We start from the raw sequence: 21,709 nt of genomic DNA, 5'->3' as shown, positions 1-21,709 counted from the left end.
ATGAATGGTGACCGGGACCACACTTGCGCCACTCGGGCTGGCCGCACAGCGGACATCGGTCCGGAACCCCCTCGTACCCCGGAAAGGAATGGGTGGCGATGAGCGCAACCGACCGGCCGGTGGTCTTCCGTAACGGCCTGGTTCTCACCATGGACGACGCGCACACGGTGCTGCCCGGCGCCGACGTGCTGGTCATCGGCGACCGGATCGCGGAGGTCGGCGTCGGCCTCACCGCACCCGACGATGCCCTGGAGATCGATGCCACCGACGGCATCCTCATGCCGGGAATGGTCGACACCCACCGGCACATGTGGCAGACCGCCATGCGCGGGTACGGCGCCGACTGGACCCTCACGCAGTACTTCGTCTGGTACTACCTCGAATCCGGAAAGCTGTTCCGGCCCGAGGACGTCTACGCCGGCAACCTGCTCGGTGCGATCGAGGCGATCGACGCGGGTGTCACCACCACCGTGGACTGGTCACACGGACTGCAGACGCCCGAGCACGCCGACGCCGCCGTGGACGCCCTCGAAGCGGTCGACGGACGGTTCGTGCTCGCCTACGGCAACATCCAGCAGGGGCCGTGGCAGTGGGCCACGTCGCCGGAGTTCCGCGACTTCCACCGCCGCCGCGTCGACGGTGGCAAGCTGGCCGGCTTCCAGATGGCGTTCGACGTCACGGGCGACCCGGCCTTCCCGGAGCGGGCCGCCTTCGAGGTGGCCCGCGAGTTGGGCGCCGCGGTGACCACACACGCGGGCGTGTGGGGCGCCACCAACGACGACGGCATCCGGCTGATGCACGAGAACGGGTTCATGAACCCGTCGACCGTCTACGTGCACGCGGCGACGCTGACCCACGACTCGTACAACCGGATCGCCGCGACCGGCGGCTCGGTCTCCGTCTCGACCGAGAGCGAGCAGAGCGCCGGCCAGGGCTACCCGCCCACCTGGCAGTTGCGCCACCACGACATCCCGGTGTCGTTGTCGATGGACACCAGCGTGTGGTGGAGCGGTGACCTCTTCGCCGCGATGCGGACCACGCTGGGGGCCGACCGCTCCCGGGAACACCTGGAGGCGCACGCCAAGCAGGACACCGTCACCCACTGCCACCTGCGCGCCGAGCAGGTCGTCGAGTGGGCCACCCGAGGCGGCACCCGCGCTCTCGGCATGGACTCCACGATCGGCGCCCTCACCCCCGGCCGGCAGGCCGACGTCGTCCTGATCAAGAACGACGCCTCGCCGGCGATGTTTCCGATCCTGAACCCGCACGGCCACGTCGTCTTCCAGGCCCAGCGTGGCGACGTGCACACCGTGCTGGTGGGCGGCCGGGTCGTCAAGCGGGACGGGCGGCTCGTCGGCGTCGACCTCGCCGCCGCGCGGGCCAAGGTGGCGGCGACCATCGATCACCTCCGCGAGACGATGGGGGAGGAGGCGTGGCAGCGGGGCATGAACCCGGACATCCCCGAGACCGCGATCCTGGAGAACCCGTACCAGTACACCGAGTGGGACGCCGGCTCGGCGCAGTGGAAGCATTAGGACATGAGTGACACCGGAAGGGGCGCCGGGCCCGACTTCATCGAGGCTCTCGCCCGTGGTCTCGACGTCCTGCGCTCCTTCCGTCCGGCCTGCCCGTCGATGACGCTCAGCGAGATCGCCGCCGCCACCGGCCTCGCCCGCCCCACCGTGCGGCGCATCCTCATCACGCTCGAGTCGCTGGGCTACGTCCGCGCGGCCGGCCGTGGCCACACCCTCACCCCTCGTGTGCTGGAGCTGGGGATGGCGTACGTCAACGCGCTGAACATGTGGGACGTGGCCCGACCGCACATGGAGAAGCTGGTCGCGCAGACCAACGAGTCGACCTCGATGGCCCAGCTCGACGGCAGCGACATCGTCTACGTCGCCCGCGTGGCCGTGCCGAAGATCGTCACGCTCGGGGTCACCATCGGCACCCGCTTCCCGGCTCCCGCGACGTCGATGGGGAAGGTGCTGCTCGCCGCGCTGCCACCGGAGACCCTGGCCGCCGTGCTCGCCGAGCCGACCCGCTCCGGCATCACGCCGCGCTGGCAGCCCGCACCGGCCGAGCTCCACGCCGTGCTGCGCGAGGTCCGGGCAAAGGGCTGGGCGCTCGCCGACCAAGACCTGGCCCCGGGAATCCGGTCCGTCGCCACCGGCGTACGGGACGGCGACGGACGGGTCGTCGCCGCGATCAACGTGACCGTGCACGCGGCCGAGACCTCGCTGGAGACCCTGCGGGAAGAGCACCTGCCGAGGCTGCTGCGCGCGGCGGCCGACATCGGGCACGACTGGGCGCTGACCGCCGCCGTGCCGGTGGTCACCGCCTGAGGCTGACCGCGCGTGGCCGCCGCACAGTCGATCCCTGGCCCTCGCCGGGCTGATCCGGACCGCGATCCGCCTCTAGGCCTGGTGCTGCTGGCTGATCGCCACCCCGACGACCGGCTGTAATGGGACGGCCGTTCGGATACGCGGCCGGGCGGTCACGAAAACTGGCAGCAGTTCGTCACAACTGGCGGTTAGTCTGCCCCCGCGCGTCGTCGCCCCGGCACGTCGCGCCCCGCGCCCGGTAGGCGCGGCCTCACCGCCACCGCCCCCTTGGCCGGATCAATCGACTTCAGGAGAGTTTGTGACACAGCAATCCGTCGCGACATCGGACAAACTCGACGCCGCGGTGCTCAAGGTGGCGGGTGTCGTCGTCCTTGGCGCGATCATGTCGATCCTCGACGTGACGGTGGTCAGCGTGGCGCTGCCCAAATTCCAGAGTGAGTTCGACGCGTCCTACGCCCGCGTCGCATGGACGATGACCGGCTACACCCTCGCGCTCGCCACCGTGATCCCGCTCAGCGGGTGGGCGGCAGACCGGTTCGGCACCAAGCGGCTCTACATGGTGGCGCTGGCCCTGTTCACGATCGGGTCGGGGCTCTGCGCCACGGCCGACACGATCGGCGAGCTGATCGGCTACCGGGTGCTTCAGGGCCTCGGCGGCGGCATGCTCATGCCGCTGGGCATGACCATCATGACCCGCGCGGCCGGCCCGCACCGGATCGGTCGGCTGATGGCCGTCCTCGGCATTCCGATGCTGCTCGGGCCGATCGGCGGCCCGATCCTCGGTGGCTGGCTGATCGACACCGCGAGCTGGCACTGGATCTTCCTGATCAACCTGCCGATCGGTGTCGTCGCGCTGATCTACGCGCAGATGGCGCTTCCGAAGGACGCTCCCGAGCCGTCGGAGTCGTTCGACTTCATCGGCATGCTCATGCTCTCGCCGGGCCTCGCCCTCTTCCTCTACGGCGTGTCGTCACTGCCGGAGGCGGGCACCTTCGCCGAAGCCAAGGTGTGGGCCCCGATGCTGGTCGGCGGCGCGCTGGTGGTGGCGTTCGTGCTCTACTCGTTCAAGCCCCGCCATCCACTGCTAGACCTGCGGCTGTTCCGCAACCGCGGCCTGACCATCGCGTCGCTGACGCTGTTCGTCTTCATCATCGCGTTCATGGGTGCCGGCCTGCTGTTCCCGAGCTACTTCCTGCAGGTACGCGGCGAGTCGACGCTGGCCGCAGGTCTGTTGATGGCCCCGCAGGGCATCGGCGCGATGATCACCATGCCGATCGCCGGCACGCTGGCCGACCGGGTGCCGATCGGGCGTACCGTCCCGTTCGCGCTGGCGCTCATCGTCGTCGGGTTCTTCAGCTTCACCCAGGTCGACCCGCAGACCTCGTACTGGCTGCTCGGCGGGTCGCTCTTCGTGATGGGCCTCGGCATGGGCGGCACGATGATGCCGATCATGACGTCGGCGTTGCGGACACTGCAGGCTCAGGAGGTGGCCCGCGGCTCGACGCTGGTCAACATCCTCCAGCAGATCGGCGGCTCGATTGGCGCCGCCGTGATGTCGGTGATCCTCACCAACGAGCTGAACGGCTCCAAGCCGATCCCCGGCCTGGTGGACCCGAGCGGTGAGCCGGTCACCGAAGCCGGGCTGGCCATCGCCGCCCAGCAACGGCCGGAGCTGCTCCAGCAGATGCCGGTGGACCCGTCCATCATCGAGCGTGGGCTCGACTTCGCCGCCAGGTCGTTCTCGCACACGTTCTGGGTCGCGTTCGCGCTGGTCCTGCTCACGTTCATTCCGGCCGCCCTGCTGCCGCGTCGACGTCAGCCGGCGCAGCTCGACGACCAGCAGGCGGATCAGGTCAAGGCGCCCGTCGTCATCCACTGAGCAACCCGCCCGCCGCGCTCGACACCTCCGCAGGTGTCGAGCGCGGCGGTTGCGGGTGGACGTCAGCGCAACGGGCCGTCGCCGGACCCGTCCGGGTCCTCGACCACGTGGATCGCCGCCTCCTCGGCGCTGGCGGCACCCGCGTCGATCCCGGCGTCCCACGCCACCGACTCGGCCTCGTCATCCTCACGAACGCCCTCGTCGTACGCGACGAGACGGCCCGCGCGTTCCTCGGCCTCGTACCCCCGGCGGGTCAGCTCGTCCTCGTCGTCACCGCCCTCGGCGTACGGGTCGACATCGGGCACCTCCTGGGCGAGGTGCTGCTCCAAAGACTCGCCCGCCCGCTCCTCGGCGGGCGTGGTGCCGAACCGGTTCGCCGCCGTCCAGTGGTCCTCGGCGATGATGCCGGTGTCGAGTGGGTCACCGACCCGGGTGTCGTCCAGAGTGTCGGACGCGTCCAGGACTCCGTCATCCTCGGCCACGTTCCACTCGTCGACGGAATCCATCCGCTCGGTCTGGCTCACGGTGGTCTCCTCCTCGTCACAATGCGGCAATGGACCAAGCCTATGGCTGTCCAACGCTGCCGCACCCCGAGGCCTGCCCGCTGTGACGAACGAACCTCGGGGCAGGGCGCCGCGCGAGGTTTCAGCGCCGCAACAGCTCCACCACGGCCTGGGTGAACTCCGCCGGCTGCTCGATGTGCCCGAAGTGCCCGCTCTGCTCCAGCAGCACCAGCCGGGAGTCCTTGAGGCCCGCGTGCAGTTGCTCGGCGCGGTGCGGCGGGCAGATGAAGTCGTACGCCCCGACGATCACCACTGCGGGCACGGTGATCTCGGCCAGGTTCTCCCGCACGTCGAAGGGCGTGGGGTCCTGCGCGCCCGCTGGCGCTGACCAGATCCGGACAGCGGCCTGAAACGGTGCGAATTCGTCCTGTCGGCCCCAGAAGTCCGCGAAGTAGACCGGAAGGGCGGCGCGCAGGGCGGTCCCCAACGACTCGTCGTCGGTGGCAGCGCCGATCTGCCCGAAGGCGGCCGGGACCGCCGCGGCCTCCGGCCGGTCCGGGTGCCTCTGCGGGTACGCGGCGAGCCCGGCCATCGCCTCGGCCCAGAACTCGGCGCCGGTGACGGGCGACGTGTCGTACAGGGCGAGGCCGGCGACCCGGTCCGGGTGCGTGAGTGCGTACCGCTGGACGACGAAACCGCCGTGCGAGTGCCCGAGGAGGTACACCCGGGGTTCGCCGAGGTGCTGGACGACGGCGTCGAGGAACCGGACATACGTGTCGAGACGGTAGTTGTCGGGGTTGTCGAGCTGCCCCGAGGCGCCCGTGCCCACCGGCTCGACGTACACCATCGTGAAGTGCTCTTCGAGGCTGGGCGTCCGCAGATACGCCCACTCGATGCCGGGGCCGCCGGAGTGCGCCACGCACACCGGGCCGGTGCCGGCGACGTGGTAGACCTGCCGAACGCCGTCGACGATGAACGTGTGAGCACCCGGTGCGAGGGCGCTGACGTCGTGGCTGGTGGAACCCATGAGCTATCTCCCGATCCGAGACCCGCGCGGCGTGTGCCGACGCGGCGACTGGTGAATGACGCGAACCAGATGCGCGGGTCGGGGAGAAAGTTCGCTCGATCCGAAAAGTTCTTCTCAGACCGGGGCGGGTTGGCGGGTCGCCAGCGCCGCGACGGGGTGGAAGAGGGTGAGTTGGCGCACCCGGCCCTCGCGCAGCACCTGCAACCACAGCGCCGCCGGTGGGCAGTGCTCCGGGTCGTCGGGCGGGCTGATCAGGTCGGTTTCCCAGATCAGCACGTCGCCGCTGGCCACGACGTTGCGCAGCCGCTGGCGTACGCCGGCCGTCAGGTCGCAGTCCATGCCCTTGATGGCGAGGTCACGGCCGCCGCGCGGGCCGCCCGGCACGACCATCTCGGCGTCCGGCCACCAGCTCTCGTGGACCACCCGGTCGAAGTCGCCGCCCATCGCCGTGGCGATCATGTCGCGGCCCTCGCGCCACCGCGAGTCGCTGGCCGCGGTGACATCGGTGTGCGCCGCGCTCGCCGCCGCCCGGAGGCCGCCGGCGAGCGCGCGGCGGGCGTGGCTGAGGCGGCTGCGGACAGTGCCGACCGGCACGCCGCACACGGCCGCGATCTGCTCGTACGAGGACGCGTCGCTGAAGTACCGCAGCAGGGTGACCAGCCGGTCAGGTTCGGACAGTTGCCCGATCGCGTGCCACACCCAGTCGCGCATCGCGCCCCGGTCCAGTGCCTCCTCCGGGGTCGGTGTGTCGGCGGGGCGGGCGAACCACTCCGGCTCGGCGACCGGGACGGCTCTGGGTCCGCGCAACGTCATCCGGCTGTTGTTGCGGACGATGGCACGTAACCACGGGCCGACGGCGGCCGGGTCGCGGACCTCGCCGATGCGGCGCAACGCCACCACCATCGCGTCCTGCACCGCATCCTCGGCGTCGGGTCCGTAACCGAGGACGCTCAGCGCCACGGCCCGCATCGTGGCCTCGTGACGGGCCAGCAGCGCACCGAGCGCGGCCGCGTCTCCCGCCTGCGCGAGCACGACCAGCTCCGCGTCACTCTGCGTCACGAGTTCGTCCTCCCTGCCCGTCCCAAGGCGTTCCACCTGTAGCACTTTGGGCGGTTTGCTCGGTACTGCCGCCCGTACCAGCCTACGACGGGTGAGTGTGCCGCCGTCCCGGCCAGCACCGCGGGGGCCGCCGGGCGCCGGCGACGCTGGCGGAAAGTGACGTACGTCGGTCGTAGCGTGGGCGACATGAGGACATGCGCCGTCGAAGGCCTGTGGTCGCGCGCGACCGGCAACCCCGCCCGCTGCACGAGCCCGCGATGAGCGACGTGAGCTGGGCGCAGGTGGCCGCCCGGCGTCTTGCGCGGCACGGGCTAGCGGTGTCGTCCGCGTCGGACGTCGCACCGGACGCCGACCGTGTCGCCGACGTGGTGTCGGCGATGTGCGGAGCCCACGCCCAGGTCGCCTCCGCCGCCGAGCTGTCCGTCGGGCTACGGGTCCCGGGTGCCACTCGTGCTCTGGTCCGCCGGGCGCTGTGGAGTGACCGCACCCTGGTCAAGAGCCGTGGGCCGCGCGGGACGGTGCACCTGCTCACCGCGGCCGACCTGCCGATGTGGACGGGCGCGCTGACCGCGATGCCCACCCCGCCGTGGGAGCAGAGCCGGGCCCTGTTGACTCCCCAGCAGACCGAGCAGGTCCTCGCGGCCATCGCCGACGCGCTGGCCGAGGCCGAGCTGACGACCGCCGAGTTGACCGAGGAGATCGTCGCCCGCACCGGCGCCTGGGCGGGCGAGCGCGTCATGGAGGCGTTCCAGGACAGGTGGCCCCGGTGGGTCGCCGCGATGGCCGCCGCCACCCGGGGCGGGGTCATGTGCCACGGCCCGAACCGGGGACGTGCCACCACCTACACCAGCCCGGCCCGCTGGTTGCCCGGGTTCGCGCCGATGGCCGGCCCGGCGGCGCTGGCCGAACTCGCCCGCCGCTACCTGTACGCGTACGGGCCGGCCACCCCGGCCCAGTTCGCCCAGTGGCTCTCGGCGACCGAGCGGTGGGCGACCGGGGTGTTCAAGTCGTTGGATCTGGCCGAGGTCACCGTGGCCGGCACGCGGGCGTGGGTGGTCGCCGACGACACCGACTTCCCGGACGACCGACCGTCCGGGGTGCGGTTGCTGCCCTACTTCGACGCGTACGCGGTCGGCTGCCACCCGCGTGAGCAGCTCTTTCCCGGTGCCGCCGCCGAGCGTGCGCTGGCCGGTGGGCAGGCCGGCAACTACCCGGTGCTGCTGATCAACGGGACGGTCGCCGGAGTGTGGCACCAGCGCCGCTCCGGGCGCACGATCCGGGTCACGGTCGAGCCGTTGCGGGCGCTCGGCACCGGTCGCCAGCGGGCGTTGGAGGCGGAGGTCGAGCGGGTCGGGGAGATCCTGGAAGGCAAGCCGTCGCTGACGATCGGCACGGTCGCCGTCGGCCCGCACGCCTGAGGGCACCCGTCTGTCACACGGCCGCGCAGTGCTTACGCCGGGCGGACCTGCGGCGCCGGCCCCTGCAGAGGGGTGTGCCCAGGGGCTCGCATGCCGTCGAGCAGGATCATGACGACTCGACGCCACCCGTCGGGCCCCGCGTCGACGCCGAGGCAGTGGTCGGTGTCCAGCGCCGCACGTGAGCAGAGCAGGACGTCCTGCCAGGTCACGTCCGCACGGAGAACGCCCGCCGCCCGTGCTCGCTCGGTCAGCTGGGTGACGGCCTCCTGCAGCGCGACGGTGCGCTGCGCGAGTTCGGGTGTCGGCGGCCGCTCGCAGGCCGCGGTGACCTCGGCCAGGCCACGGCTGTCCCGGTGGGCGCCGGCCAGCTCCAGCACGAACTCCGCCATGCCGTCCCACGGATCCGGGCGCTCCAGACAGACCTGCGCGGTGTCGCAGAGCTCGTCGTAGAGGCCGAGCACGGCGTTGTCGAGCAGCGCTTCCTTGGTGCCGAAGCGCCGGTACAAGGTGCCCACCCCCACGCCGGCGGCGGTGGCGATGTCCAGGGCCGAGACGTCGAGCCCACGGGCGGCGATCGCCTCCCTCGTCGCGATGATCAGCTGGCGTCGGTTGTGCCGCGCGTCCGCGCGGACGCCGGACGCCGGGTCCAGATCAGGCATCCGGGTAGCGTAGCACAAACGGACGTCGGTCGTCCGATTCTTCACGGCCTGGCCGACCACCTGCGCGCCGACGGACGCGTGTCAGCTCCCGGCCCTCACGAGAGCCGGGAGCTGACGCGGCGATGACCCCTGCGATCGCCCAGACGGGCCGCCGCTCAGTGGGCGGGCAGCGGGACGGCGTCCAGGGCGACGTCGTCCGACGCCGAGGTCGGAAGGTGCTCCGGTGCGCTGGCGTTCACCAGGATCGCGGAGACCAGGGCGGCGGCCACGACGAAGATGGTGGCCAGCCAGTACGCGGCCGAGTAGCCGTGCATCAGCGCCTGGTTCTGGACGTGGACGGGCGCTGCCGTACCTCCGCGGGTGACCAGGTAGGAGGCGGCGGAGCTGGTCGCGACGGTGTTGAGCAGCGCGACGCCGATCGACCCTCCGACCTGTTGCGACGAGCTGATCATCGCGGAGGCGACACCGACGTCCGTGGGCTCGACACCGTGGGTGGAGATGCTCATCGCGGGCATGAACGCGGTGCCGATGCCGATGCCGACCACCGCCTCGGCGATCGCGATCTCCAGGAAGCCGCTGTCGGCGTCGAGTAGGGCGAGCAGCACGAGGCCGGCCGCGCCCACGAGGTAGCCGCCGACCATGATCGGCCGCGGGGCGATCCGATGTGCGAGCCGTGCGCCGACCTGCGTGGCCCCGAGGGCCTGCAGCACCGCCATCGGCATGAACGCCAGTCCGGCCATGACCGGCGACCATCCCTTGACCTGCTGGAAGTAGTAGCTCAGCAGCAGGAACATCCCGAACATGCTGACGATGGCGAGACCCACCGACAGGTAGGCGGCGGCCCGGTTGCGTTCGCTCAGGACCCGCAGCGGGAGCAGCGGAGCCTTCACCCGCGACTGCACCACGATGAAGGCCGCCAGGAGCAGCACGCCGACGACGAAGGACCCGATGGTCGGACCGGCCAGCCAGCCGTGGCTCTCGGCGGCGCTGAAACCGTAGACCAGGCCGACGAGACCGAGGCTGGCCAGCAACACCCCAGGAATGTCGAGCCGGGCGCGGTGCCGTTCACCGTCGTCGTGCACGGTGGCGATGGCGCCCAGGATCCCGATGACCGCGATCGGCACCAGAATGAACATCGCGAAACGCCAGTTCAGGTACTGGGTGAGCAGGCCGCCGGCGATCAGACCGACGGCGCCACCGGCGATCGAGACCGCGGCGAACACGCCGAAGGCCTTCGCCCGATCCCGCGGCTGCGTGAACAACAGGGAGATCAGCGAGAGCGCGGCCGGCGCGAGCAGAGCCGCGAAGGCCCCCTGCAGCGCCCGAGCGATGAGCAGCATCTCCGCGTTCGCCGCCAGGCCGCCGATCGCCGAGGCGATCGCGAAGCCCGCCAGGGCGATCAGGAAGACGCGCCTGCGCCCCACCATGTCGCCGATCCGGCCCCCGACCAGCAGGAGACCACCGAAGGCCAGACCGTACGCGGTGACCACCCACTGACGACTTCCGTCGGTGAAGTGCAGCGCCTGCTGGGCCGAGGGCAGAGCGATGTTCATGACGGCGCCGTCGAGGACGACCATCAGTTGGGCGATGGAGATGAACAACAGGGCTTTCCACCGCTGAGAGCTCGGCGCGGTGTGACGAGTGGGCATCGTTGTTCCTTCAGGGGAGGTGGTGGCAACGGGTCGTCACGCGGCGGTCAGGCCGCCATCGATCGCGAGCGCGGCGCCAGTGATGAACGGGGCTTCGTCGCTCAGCAGGAAGGCCGCGAGCGCGGCGATCTCGTCGGGTCGCCCGATCCGTCCGACGGGGTGCATGGCGTTGCCCATCTGGAGGGCCTCGTCCGGGTTCGGGCCCAGGTTGCGCCGCAGGAGAGGGGTGTCGACGCCACCGGTGACGAGCGCGTTGATCCGTACGCCCGTGGCGGCCACCTCGAGTGCCGCCGAGCGGGTGAGCCCGACCACGCCGTGCTTGGCCGCGCTGTAGGAGGCCATGCCGGCAGAGCCGGTGACACCGCTGACGGAGGCGTTGTTGACGATCGAGCCGCCACCGGACGCCTGCAGCGCGGGGATCTGGTACCTGAGCCCGAAGAAGACGCTGCTCAGGTTGAGCGCCATCTCGGCGTCCCACGCGTCCTGGCCGATCTCGGTGAGCGGACCGACGGCGGTGGCCGCGCCGACGTTGTTGAAGACGCCGTCGAGCCGGCCGTAGTGGTCGACCGCCCGCTGCACCAGCTTCTCCATCTCGGCCCCGACCGTCACATCCGTCGGCACGAAGATCGCGTCGCGCCCGGCGGAGCGCAGGGTGGCGGCGAGTGCCTCGCCGGCCTCCTTGCCGCGGGCCGCCAGGACGACCTTCGCGCCTTCGGCGGCGACTCGTTCCACGAGGGCCTGGCCCATCCCGGAAGTGGCGCCGGTGACCAGAATGACCTTGTTTGCGAAGCGCTCGGACATGATTGTTCCTTCTCTGTGTGTAGAGGCTGGGGTGTTCCGCGGGTGAGCACGAGCCGCCCGCGAATCAGCGGTAACGGTTCTGCGGCAGGCAGCGCTCGGTGGCGCTGTCGAATGGCCGCCGTCCGGTCATCCGCAGCCGGACGGCCATCGTCCGCTTCAGCGAAGTTAGCCGAAGGGGACGAGCGTCGTCCACTTATGCTGGCGGTCGACGGAGTGACCCTGGCCATCCCCGCACCAGGAACAAAAGTGACCCTCGGCCACCGCCCGAGGGGAGCGCACCCGGAAAAACCGTCGGCCCGGCCGACACTCGGAGGCCACCCACCGAGGCAGGATGAGGACGTGGACATCGAGCCGGTCGACTGCGCGCCCCGGCAGACGTTTCCCCGAGCGATCCTGCGGCAGCGCTGGCAGGATCTCACCTTCCTGCACTGGGCCGTGGCACCCGAACTCGTCGCGCCGCTGCTGCCCGCCGGCACCCATCCGGACACCATGGACGGGGTCAGCCTCGTCGGCCTGATCGGCTTCCGGATGGTCGGGCTGGGCTTCGGCCGGGGCCCGGGAGTGCCCTATTTCGGCACCTTCGCAGAGACCAACGTCCGGTTGTACTCCGTCGACGACACCGGCCGACGAGCCGTGGTGTTCCGGTCGCTCGACGCGTCCCGCCTGGTGCCGGTCCTGGTCGCCCGGGCGACGCTACGACTGCCGTACCTCTGGTCGGCGATGCGGCTGGATCACGACGGTGACCGCTACACCTACCGGTGCCGTCGACGCTGGCCCGGGCCGGCGGGCACGACGAGCCGGATGACCGTGCGGGTGGGGGAGCGGATCGACGAGCCGAGCCCTCTCGAACACTTCGTCACCGCCCGGTGGGGTCTGCACACCCGGGCGTACGGGCGCACGCTGCACCTGCCGAACTGGCATCCGCGCTGGCCGCTGCACCGGGCCGAGCTGCTGCACCTCGACGACGAGTTGGTCGCCGCGGCCGGCCTGCCGGCGCCGGTCGGGCCGCCGGTCAGCGTGCTCTACTCGCCCGGTGTGGAGGTGGTGTTCGGCCCACCGGCGTCGGTGCGTCAGCCCGATTGACCGGGAACGGGCCTGGTGACCGCTCCCGGTCGGTGCCGCGTCAGTAGCGGCCGCCCTCCGGCGCGGGCAGCGCGTCGAGGTCGGCCAGGTCCTCGGCGCTGAGCCGCACGTCGCCGGCGGCGCAGTTGTCCACCAGGTACTTCGGGGTCTTGGTGCCCGGGATCGGAATGACCTGGTCACCCTGGGCGACCACCCACGCGAGCGCGACCTGCGCGGGGCTGACGCCGGCCCGGTCGGCGATCTCCCGGACCCGGGCGACGATGGCGAGGTTGGCGCGCAGCGCGTCCTGCTGGAAACGCGGCAGGCCACGCCGGAAATCGTCGGCGGGCAGATCGTCGAACGAGGTGAACCGGCCGGCGAGGAAGCCGCGACCGAGCGGGGAGAACGGCAGGAAGGCGATGCCCTGCTCGACGCAGTACGGCAGCACCTCGGCCATCGGGTCGCGGGTCCACAGTGACAACTCGGACTGGACCGACGCCACCGGGTGCACCGCCTGGGCACGCTGGATCTGCGTCACCGTCACCTCGGACAGACCGATCTGCCGCGCCTTACCAGCGGTCACCACCTCCGCCATCGCACCCCAGGACTCCTCGATGGGCACCTCCGGGTCGACGCGGTGCAGTTGGTAGAGGTCGACGTGGTCGGTGCCGAGCCGGCGCAGGCTGTCGTCGATCGCCGAGCGGATGTGCTCCGGGCGGCCGTTGTTGCCGATCTTCGGTGAGTTGCCGGGACCGCCGGTGGGCGAGGTGGCCACCAGGCCGGCCTTCGTCGCCAGAACGGCCCGCTCCCGGTGACCGCCGGCCAGGGCCCGACCGACCAGTTCCTCGTTGGTGTACGGCCCGTACACGTCCGACGTGTCGATCAGCGTGGCGCCCAGGTCCAGTGCCTGCCGGATGACGGAGATCGACGTGTCGTCGTCGCGAGGACCGGTGATGTCGTATCCGTGGCTCATGCCCATGCAGCCGAGGCCGATGACGCCGACCCCGGGGCCTGCGCTGCCCAGCGTGGTGGTTCGCATGCACCCCACGCTACGACCACCGCGGGCGATTGGCCCAGCGGGTGGTGCGTTGCTGCCGGGCCTCGCGGCCGGAGCGGCCTCATGCACGCAACGTCACCACCCCTTAGGGTCGGTGATGTTGACTACTGTCTCTGTCTGCGCTTGCTAGGGAGTCGCGACATGACGAGCAAACTGGTGGTGGGCACGTTCCTGTCCCTGGACGGTGTGATGCAGGGCCCCGCGGGTCCCGGCGAGGACGACTCGAGCGACTTCCCGCACGGCGGGTGGCTGCCGCCGCACCTGGACGAGGGGTTCGGCGAGATCATGGGTGGCGTGTTCGAGCGGGCGGACGGAATGCTGCTGGGCCGCAGGTCCTACGACATCCTCTCCTCGCACTGGCCCAACGTCTCCGACGAGGACGGCGGGGCGAAGATCAACAACATGCCGAAGTACGTGGCCACGCGTACCCCGATGACCGCCGACTGGCGCAACACCGAGGTCCTGGTGGGCGACGCCGCCGAGACGGTCGCCGCGCTCAAGCAGCGCACCGACGGTGAGCTGCTCGTGCAGGGCAGCAGCGACCTGCTGCGTACGCTGCAGACGGCCGGGCTGGTCGACGAGTACCAGTTGCTGATCTTTCCGGTCGTCCTCGGCCAGGGGAAGCGGCTCTTCGCGGAGGGGACCGCCGCGGCGGGGCTGCGATTGACCGGGTCGCGCACCACCAAGGCCGGTGTCGTCTACGCCGCCTACGAGGTGGCGGGCCCGCCGTCGTACGGCACCATCATGCAAGAGGCGTCCTGAGTCACGCACCCCGAGCGGATGGGGTGTCGGGGCGGTCGGACCGACCGCCTCGACGTCGACCCTCAGGACGTCAACTGGGTGAAGCGGATGCTGTTGCCGAAGGGGTCGCGCAGGCCGCAGTCGATCCCGTAGGGACGGTCGGTGGTGAAGATGAGCGAACCGCCCATTTCACGTTATTGCCGGGTTCCGCGACCCGCTTATCCGGAACTGCTCAGCGACCGTTGAGCAAGAAAAAGTTCGGCGGACGTGTCGAGGGCGGTGGTTCTGGCTTCGACCACGGGGTGAGGGCCGGGCACACCCGGTCCCACCGACAGGCTGACACAGCACGAACCAAGGAGTGGACCGATGACGAAGGTGACGACCGGGGCGACGATGTCGTTGGACGGCTACATCGCGGACGCGTCCCACGGCGGCTTCGAATACCTCTTCCAGTGGTACGCCAACGGCGACGTCGAGACCCCGACCGCCAACCCGGAGATGACGTTCCGGACGTCCGCCGCGAGCGCCCGGCACCTGCGCGATCTCAACGCGCGGACCGGGGCGCTGGTCGTCGGCCGGCGGCTCTTCGACATGACCCGCGGGTGGGGCGGCCGCCATCCGATGGACCTGCCCGTCGTGGTCGTCACGCACAGCGTGCCGGAGGGCTGGGAGCCGGAGAGCGACTCCTTCGTCTTCGTCACCGACGGCATCGAGAGCGCCATCGACCGGGCGAAGGCGCTCGCCGGTGACAAGGAGGTCGGTGTCAACGGCGGCACCGTCGCGGCCCAGGTCATCGAGGCCGGCCTGCTCGACGAGGTGCACGTCGACCTCGTCCCCGTTGTGCTCGGCGCCGGCATCCCGCTCTTCGCGGATCTGAAGATCGCGCCGCTGCAACTGGAAGGGCCGATCAACGTCGTCGAGGGCACCGGCGTCACCCATCTGGCCTACCGGGTACGTCCGGCGGCCTGACCCGTCCGGGGGCCGGTCCGTCCGGGCCGGCCCCGGCGGCAGAACGGTCCGTCACCTTAACGCACCGGAAACACGGCCGGCACCAAAGCTGGGAACGCTCGTCGGACAGCCGCGACCACCGACACGCGAACCGGGGTGACCATGGCCGACAACACCACGAACGCGCCGACGTTCGACGGGCCGATCGGCCGGTCCGGCAACGGCCGGACGCTGCCCACACCGCGTACCAACCCGCTCGTGTCGCTGCCCGACAGCGACCCGGCGGATCTGGCCACGATCGGCGTGGAGGAGGAGTTCCACGTCGTCGACCTGCACACCCGGGAGTTGGTGCCCCGGGCCGGCGAACTGCTCGACCGGCTGCCGACCGACTCGTTCACCGCCGAGTTGCACCGCAGCGTGGTGGAGACCAACACCGCGGTCTGCCGGACCCTGGACGAGATCCGCGTCGAGCTGACCCGGCTGCGCCAGCTGGCCGTACAGGTCGCCGACCGGGCTGGGTTGGGCATCGTGGCGGCCGGTACGGTGCCGCTGCGCGCCGACGGAGACCCGAGCGTCACCCCCACCTCCCGCTACCGGCGGATGCTCGACGAGTATCAGTTGCTCGCGCGGGAACAGTTGATCTGCGGCGCGCAGGTGCACGTCGGGGTGTCCGACCGGGATCTGGCGGTGGCGGTCACCCGCCGGGTCCAGCCGTGGCTGCCGGTGCTGCTCGCCCTCTCGACCAGCTCGCCGTACTGGATGGGCCAGGACAGCGGCTACGCCAGCGTCCGGTCGCTGGTCTGGCAGCGCTGGCCCACCGCGGGTGACCCGGGCGAGGTGACCAGCGCGGCGGACCATGAGGCGTTGGTCGCCGAGCTGATCTCCTCCGGCACGATCACCGACCCGGCCATGATCTATTTCGATGTCCGGCCGTCGGCCCACGTGCCCACGGTGGAGCTGCGGATCACCGATGCCAACGCCGACGTGGAGACCATCGTCCTGCTCACCGGCCTGTTCCGGGCGCTGGTCCGGCGGGAGGTCTTCGCGTTGCGCGCCGGGGTGGAGCGCACGGCGGTACGCCCACCGGTGCTGCGCGCCGCCGTGTGGAGGGCGGCCCGCTCGGGGCTGGAGGGGGACCTGCTCGACCTGCCCCGGTCGGCCCGACCGGTGCCGGCCGCCGAGGCGGTCCGCCGCCTGGTGACCGACCTGCGCCCGCAGTTGGAGGCGACCGGCGACTGGGAGCAGGTCCGCGAGCTGACCCGGTACGCGCTGGAACGCGGCAGCTCCGCGGCGCGGCAGCGGCGGGCGTACGAGCGTCGGGGCCGGTTGGCCGACGTGGTCGATCTGCTGCTCGACGAGACCCGGGGCCGGGTCCGTGGGCCGCTGCCCGGTGCGCCCGTACCGCCGGCGCTGCCCACGTACGCCGACGCCGGCGACGAGGTCTTCGGACCGGCCGGGCCGGAGCCGGCGTACGGCCCGATGCTGGCCGCCCTGCGTCAACTCGGTGCCGGTGCCCTGCGTCAGCGCGAGCACGACCGGGACGAGGAGCAGCGCGCGCGGGGGGTCACGTTCAGCGTGGCCGGCGAGGCGAGCACGCGGCTCTTCCCGGTCGACCTGGTGCCCCGCGTGGTGCCCGCCGCCGACTGGCGGACCCTGCGCGCCGGCCTGGTGCAGCGCGCCCGCGCCCTCGACACGTTCCTGCGGGACGTCTATGGCGACCGGGCCGTGGTGGCCGACGGCGTGGTGCCGGCGTGGGTGGTGGAGTCCTCGCCCGGGCTGCGCCCGACGGGGGCGCTCATGGGCCGGCGAGGCACCCGCGCCCAGGTCTCCGGGACCGACCTCGTCCGGGACCCGGAAGGTGGCTGGTACGTGCTGGAGGACAACCTGCGGGTGCCCTCCGGGATCGGCTACGCGGTGCAGAACCGCCGCCTGACCCGGGCGGTGCTGCCGGAGCCGCCGGTGCCCGCCGATCTGCTGCCCGCCGACGAGACGCCAGCGATGCTGTACCGGGCGTTGGTCGCCGCCGCCCCTGCCGCGGCCGACGATCCCGCTGTGGTCGTGCTCAGCGGCGGTTCGGGCGACCCCGCCTGGTTCGAGCACCGCCTGCTCGCCGACGAGATGGGCGTACCGCTCACCGAGACCAGCGACCTGCTGGTGGAGGACGGCCGCGTCAGGTTGGTCCGGGAGGGCCGCCGCAGCCAGGTCGATGTGATCTACCTGCGGATGGACGAGGAGGCGCTGCTGCACGCGCCGGGCGCCGACGGGGTGCCGCTCGGTTGGCCACTGCTCGCCGCGGTGCACGCCGGGCGGCTCACGCTGGCCAACGCGCTGGGCAACGGCGTCGGCGACGACAAGGCGCTGTACGCGTACGTGCCCCGGCTGATCGAGTACTACCTGGGCGAGAAGCCTCTGCTGGGGGACGTGCCGACGTACCTGTGCGGGTTGCCCGAGCAGCGGGTCGAGGTGTTGGGCCGGCTCGACCAGTTGGTGCTCAAGCCGGTCGACGGGTACGGCGGCGACCGGGTGGTGATCGGCCCTCGGGCCGAGGCGGAGGAGTTGGACGCCGTCCGGGAGCAGATCCTCGCCGCCCCGCACCGGTGGATCGCCCAGGAAATGATCGCGCTCACCACCCACCCGGTCTTCGACGGCACGGCTCTCGCTCCCCGCCACGTCGACCTGCGGGCCTTCGTGTTCCTCGGCGAGAAGGCCGAGGTCGCGCCGGTCGCACTGACCCGGGTGGCACCGGCCGGCAGCATGATCGTCAACTCTTCGCGGGGCGGCGGGTCGAAGGACACCTGGCTGCTCGGCGGCACCGAGCAGAATTCGGTGTAACCCACGCTTGACCTACACGTCATCGAGGCGCAACCCGGTCCACCAAGCCTGGACCGGTCAGCGGCCCGACGGTCCCGAGCCGATGAGAGGTGGGTGCCATGTGTGGTATCGGAGGTGAGTTCCGCCTCGACGGGAGGCCGCCGGACCTGGCCGCCGTCGAGCGGATGCTCCCCGTCCTGGCCTCCCGAGGCCCGGACGGCGAGGGTCGGTGGCAGCAGGGGCCGGTGGCCCTGGTGCACCGTCGGCTGCGCATCATCGACCTCTCCGACGCCGGCGCCCAGCCGATGGTCGACCCCGCGCTGGGCCTGGCCGTGGTCTTCAACGGCTGCATCTACAACTACCGGGAGCTGCGCGACGAGCTGATCGCCGCCGGTTACTCCTTCCGGTCGACCTCGGACACCGAGGTGATCCTCAAGGCGTACCACCGGTGGGGAACGGCCTGCGTCGAACGGTTCTACGGCATGTTCGCGTTCGCCCTGGTCGAGATCGCCACGCACACCCTGGTGCTGGCCCGCGACCGGCTCGGCATCAAGCCGCTCTACCTGGCGCAGGGGCCGGGCCGGGTCCGCTTCGCCTCCACCCTGCCGGCGTTGCTCGCCGCCGGTGACGTGGACACCGACCTCGACCCGGTGGCGCTGCACCACTACATGACCTTCCACTCGGTGGTGCCCCCGCCGCGCACGATCCTCGCCGGCGTCCGCAAGCTCCCACCCGCCACCGTGCGCGTGATCACCGCGGACGGCCGGAGCACCGACACGCTCTACTGGCAGCCGGAGTTCAACCGGGCCGCCGCCGCTCCGATGTCCGCCGACGAGTGGCAGGAACGGATCATGGCGGCGCTGCGCACCGCCGTACGCCGACGGATGGTCGCCGACGTGCCGGTCGGGGTGCTGCTCTCCGGCGGTCTCGACTCCAGCCTGATCGTCGCCCTGCTGGCCGAGCAGGGCCAGACCGGGCTGGCCACCTTCAGCATCGGTTTCGAGGCGGCGGCGGGGGAGAGCGGCGACGAGTTCCACTACTCCGACCTCGTGGCGCGCCACTTCGACACCGACCACCAGCAGATCCGCATCGGCGCGAGCCGGTTCGTCCCCGCCGTGCACGACGCCATCGCGGCGATGAGCGAGCCGATGGTCAGCCACGACTGCGTCGCGTTCCACCTGCTCTCCGAGGAGGTCTCGCAGCGGATCACGGTGGTGCAGTCCGGGCAGGGCGCCGACGAGATCCTCGCCGGCTACGACTGGTACCCGCCGATGGCGAACGTGGCCCGGGCAGACGCGGTCGAGGCGTACGCCCGGGTGTTCTTCGACCGTCGCCACGACGCGCTCGGCGGGCACCTGGCGCCCGAGTGGATGCTCGACCACGACGCCAGCCTGGAGTTCGTGGCGGCCCACTTCGGCGCACCCGGCGCGGACACCGCGCTGGACGCGGCGCTGCGCCAGGACAGCCTGGTGATGCTGGTCGACGACCCGGTCAAGCGGGTCGACAACATGACGATGGCCTGGGGGCTGGAGGCCCGTGTGCCGTTCCTGGACCACGAGGTGGTCGAGCTGGCCGCCGCGTGCCCACCCGCGTTGAAGCTGGCCCAGGGCGGCAAGGGCGTGCTGAAGGCGGCGAGTCGGGGGATCGTCCCGGATGAGGTGATCGACCGGCCGAAGGGCTACTTCCCGGTGCCCGCCATCCGGCACCTCTCCGGTCCACTGCTCGACGACGTCCGTGACGCGCTGACGGCTCGACCGGCGCGCGAGCGGGGCCTGTTCCGTAAGGACTATCTGGAGGAGTTGCTGGACGCGCCGAACGCCCGGCGGACCACGCTGGGCTCCAACGCGCTCTGGCAGCTCGGGCTGCTGGAGCTCTGGTTGCAGCGGATCGGGGTTTAGATGAGCGTACGGACCGAGGTGCCGCGTACCACCCGGCGGACCCGACCCGCCAGTCACCGCCCGGCGCCGCCGTCGTCGCTCCCGGCCGGCGAGGACTTCGCGCCCGCGCCGTCCCCCGACGGCCGCCGGGTGGCGTTCCTCTCCGACCGGGCCGGCACCCCGGGCGTCTGGGTCCGCGACGTCGACGCGGCCGAGGCCGTCGCGCTCCCCACCGGCGACGAGCCGGTGCTCGCGCTGAGCTGGTCCCCGGACGGGCGGTGGCTGGCGTGCGTCATCGCCCCCGGTGGCGCGCCGCGCACCGAGCTGTGGGTGCTGCGCCCGGACGGCTCGCGTCGCCGCCAGGTCGCCGGGTTCGGCCGCCGCAGCGCCGCGTTGGCCGGCTGGCTGCCGGGCGGCGCGGTCATGGCGGTCACCGAGACCGACGAGCAGGGTCGCGCCGTCCTGATCGACGCGGGCACCGGGCACCGGCGGGTGCTCGCCGAGGGCGACCTGCTCACCCTCCTGGACGTGACCCCGGACGCCAGCGCCGCGCTGCTGCGCCGCGGCCCGCGTAACGCCCGCTGGCTGGAGCTGCTCGACGTGGCGACCGGCGTTCGTCGGCGGTTGCTCCCGGACACCGGCAGGGGCAGCACCGACCAGGGTTGGTTCGGCTCGGACGGTACGAGCGTGCTGGCGCGCACCGACGCGTTCTCGGAGCTCGCCGCGCTGGTGCGGGTCGACCTGACCCGACCGGAGCAGACGCCGACCCGGCTCGCCGGGCGACCGGACGCCGAGTTGGAGCACGCGGCGCCGAGCGCGGACGGGCATCGTGCCGCGCTGCTCTGGAACACCTACGGCGGGCGCAGCGAGCTGAGCCTGCTCGACCTCGCCGACAACGTGCAGCGGGCCGTCGGCGCCCCCGGGGAGGTGCTCGACGACGCCGTCTTCGCCGCCGGCGGCGACCTGCTCTGCCTGACCGCCCAGGGGCCGGTGCAGCCCCGGGAGGTCTGGCTGGTCGACCCGCCCACCGGGGCGCTGCGCCCGTTGCGGCCGGGCAGCACCGCCCCGCGTACGGGCGACACCGGCGTCGCGCCGCAACTGGTCGACCTGCGCGCCCGCGACGGTCTGCCGCTCTCCGGTTGGCTCTACCGCCCGTCCGGCCCGGGCCCCTGGCCCACCGCGATCAGCCTGCACGGTGGCCCGGAGGCGCAGGAGCGTCCCGGCTACAACCCGCTGTTCCAGGCCCTCGTGGCGCAGGGCGTCGCGGTCTTCGCGCCCAACGTACGAGGATCGTCCGGGTTCGGTCGCTCCTTCGTCGCCGCCGACAACCTCGCCGGCCGTTACGGTGCGATCGCCGACGTGGCGGCCTGCGCCGACTTCCTCGTCGACAGTGGCGTCGCCCGGCCCGGCCAGCTCGGCTGTCTGGGCCGTTCCTACGGTGGTTACCTGGTCCTGGCGGTGCTGGTGAACTTCCCCGGGCTGTTCGCCGCCGGGGTCGCCGAGTGCGGCATCTCCGACTTTCGTACCTTCTTCGCCGGCACCGAGCCGTGGATCGCCGCCGCCGCCGTCAGCAAGTACGGCGACCCGGAGCGGGACGGGGAGTTGCTGCGGGACCTCTCGCCGCTGACCCACATCGACCGGCTGGACGTGCCGGTGCTGCTGATCCATGGCGCCAACGACACCAACGTGCCGGCTGGCGAGTCGACGCAGGTCGCGCAGGCACTGGCCGCTCGGAACGTGCCGCACGGGCACCTGGTGCTCACCGGCGAGGGGCACGACTTCCTGGCGCGTGCCAACCAGGAGACGGCTCGTACGGCCACCACCGGCTGGCTGACCCGGCACCTCGCCGCGACCGTGACCACCGTCGGCTGAGGCG

General features: G+C 71.8%; 17 protein-coding genes. 10 read left to right on the top strand and 7 right to left on the bottom strand.

Features of this window, described 5'->3' with window-relative positions; translation table 11 throughout:
• The first annotated feature begins 98 nt into the window (after nucleotides 1-98).
• From HNR20_RS01290 to HNR20_RS01280, 3 genes are all read left to right on the top strand, one after another.
• Nucleotides 99-1,535 carry an amidohydrolase family protein gene (locus HNR20_RS01290; protein WP_184175646.1) on the top strand — a complete coding sequence of 479 codons (1,437 nt, stop codon included), beginning with the start codon at nucleotides 99-101 and terminating at the stop codon, nucleotides 1,533-1,535.
• A 3-nt stretch (nucleotides 1,536-1,538) separates the two neighbouring features.
• Entirely contained in the window at nucleotides 1,539-2,342 is an 804-nt protein-coding gene (locus HNR20_RS01285; RefSeq protein ID WP_184175643.1) for an IclR family transcriptional regulator domain-containing protein, read from the top strand.
• Between the two features lie 298 nt (nucleotides 2,343-2,640).
• On the top strand, nucleotides 2,641-4,221 hold the full coding sequence (locus HNR20_RS01280; RefSeq protein ID WP_184175640.1) for a DHA2 family efflux MFS transporter permease subunit: 1,581 nt from the start codon (nucleotides 2,641-2,643) through the stop codon (nucleotides 4,219-4,221).
• A 62-nt stretch (nucleotides 4,222-4,283) separates the two neighbouring features.
• On the opposite strand, the gene HNR20_RS01275 is transcribed toward HNR20_RS01280, so the two are convergent.
• The 3 genes from HNR20_RS01275 to HNR20_RS01265 all read right to left on the bottom strand — a co-directional run bounded on the left by HNR20_RS01275 (nucleotide 4,284) and on the right by HNR20_RS01265 (nucleotide 6,810).
• Nucleotides 4,284-4,745, bottom strand: a complete 462-nt coding sequence (locus HNR20_RS01275) for a DUF5709 domain-containing protein (protein WP_184175638.1) — start codon at nucleotides 4,743-4,745, stop codon at nucleotides 4,284-4,286.
• Nucleotides 4,746-4,866: 121 nt separating this feature from the next.
• Nucleotides 4,867-5,751, bottom strand: a complete 885-nt coding sequence (locus tag HNR20_RS01270) for an alpha/beta fold hydrolase (protein ID WP_184175635.1) — start codon at nucleotides 5,749-5,751, stop codon at nucleotides 4,867-4,869.
• A 114-nt stretch (nucleotides 5,752-5,865) separates the two neighbouring features.
• The gene (locus HNR20_RS01265) at nucleotides 5,866-6,810 is read right to left on the bottom strand and encodes an RNA polymerase sigma factor (protein ID WP_184175632.1); all 945 of its coding nucleotides are present in this window, start codon (nucleotides 6,808-6,810) and stop codon (nucleotides 5,866-5,868) included.
• A gap of 257 nt (nucleotides 6,811-7,067) precedes the next feature.
• Here HNR20_RS01265 and HNR20_RS01260 point away from each other — a divergent pair, with 257 nt between their 5' ends.
• Nucleotides 7,068-8,228, top strand: a complete 1,161-nt coding sequence (locus HNR20_RS01260; protein WP_184175630.1) for a winged helix DNA-binding domain-containing protein — start codon at nucleotides 7,068-7,070, stop codon at nucleotides 8,226-8,228.
• A gap of 32 nt (nucleotides 8,229-8,260) precedes the next feature.
• Here the strand turns inward: HNR20_RS01260 and HNR20_RS01255 are convergent, their stop codons facing one another.
• The 3 genes from HNR20_RS01255 to HNR20_RS01245 all read right to left on the bottom strand — a co-directional run bounded on the left by HNR20_RS01255 (nucleotide 8,261) and on the right by HNR20_RS01245 (nucleotide 11,337).
• Nucleotides 8,261-8,887: a TetR/AcrR family transcriptional regulator gene (locus tag HNR20_RS01255; RefSeq protein WP_184175627.1), complete on the bottom strand. Its 627-nt coding sequence runs from the start codon at nucleotides 8,885-8,887 to the stop codon at nucleotides 8,261-8,263.
• A 155-nt stretch (nucleotides 8,888-9,042) separates the two neighbouring features.
• Nucleotides 9,043-10,536 carry a DHA2 family efflux MFS transporter permease subunit gene (locus HNR20_RS01250; RefSeq protein ID WP_184175624.1) on the bottom strand — a complete coding sequence of 498 codons (1,494 nt, stop codon included), beginning with the start codon at nucleotides 10,534-10,536 and terminating at the stop codon, nucleotides 9,043-9,045.
• A 36-nt stretch (nucleotides 10,537-10,572) separates the two neighbouring features.
• A complete protein-coding gene (locus HNR20_RS01245) occupies nucleotides 10,573-11,337 on the bottom strand; it encodes an SDR family NAD(P)-dependent oxidoreductase (RefSeq protein WP_184175621.1) in 765 nt (254 codons plus the stop codon).
• 339 nt (nucleotides 11,338-11,676) lie between these two features.
• Here HNR20_RS01245 and HNR20_RS01240 point away from each other — a divergent pair, with 339 nt between their 5' ends.
• Entirely contained in the window at nucleotides 11,677-12,420 is a 744-nt protein-coding gene (locus HNR20_RS01240) for a YqjF family protein (protein WP_184175619.1), read from the top strand.
• 40 nt (nucleotides 12,421-12,460) lie between these two features.
• Here the strand turns inward: HNR20_RS01240 and HNR20_RS01235 are convergent, their stop codons facing one another.
• The gene (locus HNR20_RS01235) at nucleotides 12,461-13,438 is read right to left on the bottom strand and encodes an aldo/keto reductase (protein ID WP_184175616.1); all 978 of its coding nucleotides are present in this window, start codon (nucleotides 13,436-13,438) and stop codon (nucleotides 12,461-12,463) included.
• Between the two features lie 159 nt (nucleotides 13,439-13,597).
• Between HNR20_RS01235 and HNR20_RS01230 the strand changes: the two genes are divergently transcribed.
• The 5 genes from HNR20_RS01230 to HNR20_RS01205 all read left to right on the top strand — a co-directional run bounded on the left by HNR20_RS01230 (nucleotide 13,598) and on the right by HNR20_RS01205 (nucleotide 21,705).
• Nucleotides 13,598-14,218, top strand: coding sequence for a dihydrofolate reductase family protein (locus tag HNR20_RS01230; protein ID WP_184175613.1), 621 nt, complete (start codon nucleotides 13,598-13,600; stop codon nucleotides 14,216-14,218).
• Nucleotides 14,219-14,563: 345 nt separating this feature from the next.
• Complete coding sequence (locus tag HNR20_RS01220) at nucleotides 14,564-15,166, top strand: dihydrofolate reductase family protein (RefSeq protein ID WP_184175611.1); 603 nt, start codon at nucleotides 14,564-14,566, stop codon at nucleotides 15,164-15,166.
• A gap of 141 nt (nucleotides 15,167-15,307) precedes the next feature.
• Entirely contained in the window at nucleotides 15,308-17,977 is a 2,670-nt protein-coding gene (locus HNR20_RS01215; protein ID WP_221309657.1) for a carboxylate--amine ligase/circularly permuted type 2 ATP-grasp protein, read from the top strand.
• A 98-nt stretch (nucleotides 17,978-18,075) separates the two neighbouring features.
• Nucleotides 18,076-19,854 carry an N-acetylglutaminylglutamine amidotransferase gene (locus HNR20_RS01210; protein ID WP_184175608.1) on the top strand — a complete coding sequence of 593 codons (1,779 nt, stop codon included), beginning with the start codon at nucleotides 18,076-18,078 and terminating at the stop codon, nucleotides 19,852-19,854.
• Nucleotides 19,855-21,705: a S9 family peptidase gene (locus HNR20_RS01205; RefSeq protein WP_184175606.1), complete on the top strand. Its 1,851-nt coding sequence runs from the start codon at nucleotides 19,855-19,857 to the stop codon at nucleotides 21,703-21,705.
• Nucleotides 21,706-21,709: the final 4 nt, after the last annotated feature.

This window comes from Micromonospora parathelypteridis, from assembly GCF_014201145.1.
Classification (GTDB): domain Bacteria; phylum Actinomycetota; class Actinomycetes; order Mycobacteriales; family Micromonosporaceae; genus Micromonospora; species Micromonospora parathelypteridis.
This window is presented reverse-complemented; position numbering and strand designations above follow the sequence as displayed.

Bases quoted from the DNA above. Each gene is read 5' to 3' on its own strand.
- HNR20_RS01290 (WP_184175646.1), top strand. From the start codon at position 99: ATGAGCGCAACCGACCGGCCGGTGGTCTTCCGTAACGGCCTGGTTCTC.
- HNR20_RS01285 (WP_184175643.1), top strand. From the start codon at position 1,539: ATGAGTGACACCGGAAGGGGCGCCGGGCCCGACTTCATCGAGGCTCTC.
- HNR20_RS01270 (WP_184175635.1), bottom strand. From the start codon at position 5,751: ATGGGTTCCACCAGCCACGACGTCAGCGCCCTCGCACCGGGTGCTCAC.
- HNR20_RS01260 (WP_184175630.1), top strand. From the start codon at position 7,068: ATGAGCGACGTGAGCTGGGCGCAGGTGGCCGCCCGGCGTCTTGCGCGG.
- HNR20_RS01255 (WP_184175627.1), bottom strand. From the start codon at position 8,887: ATGCCTGATCTGGACCCGGCGTCCGGCGTCCGCGCGGACGCGCGGCAC.
- HNR20_RS01250 (WP_184175624.1), bottom strand. From the start codon at position 10,536: ATGCCCACTCGTCACACCGCGCCGAGCTCTCAGCGGTGGAAAGCCCTG.
- HNR20_RS01245 (WP_184175621.1), bottom strand. From the start codon at position 11,337: ATGTCCGAGCGCTTCGCAAACAAGGTCATTCTGGTCACCGGCGCCACT.
- HNR20_RS01235 (WP_184175616.1), bottom strand. From the start codon at position 13,438: ATGCGAACCACCACGCTGGGCAGCGCAGGCCCCGGGGTCGGCGTCATC.
- HNR20_RS01230 (WP_184175613.1), top strand. From the start codon at position 13,598: ATGACGAGCAAACTGGTGGTGGGCACGTTCCTGTCCCTGGACGGTGTG.
- HNR20_RS01220 (WP_184175611.1), top strand. From the start codon at position 14,564: ATGACGAAGGTGACGACCGGGGCGACGATGTCGTTGGACGGCTACATC.
- HNR20_RS01215 (WP_221309657.1), top strand. From the start codon at position 15,308: ATGGCCGACAACACCACGAACGCGCCGACGTTCGACGGGCCGATCGGC.
- HNR20_RS01210 (WP_184175608.1), top strand. From the start codon at position 18,076: ATGTGTGGTATCGGAGGTGAGTTCCGCCTCGACGGGAGGCCGCCGGAC.
- HNR20_RS01205 (WP_184175606.1), top strand. From the start codon at position 19,855: ATGAGCGTACGGACCGAGGTGCCGCGTACCACCCGGCGGACCCGACCC.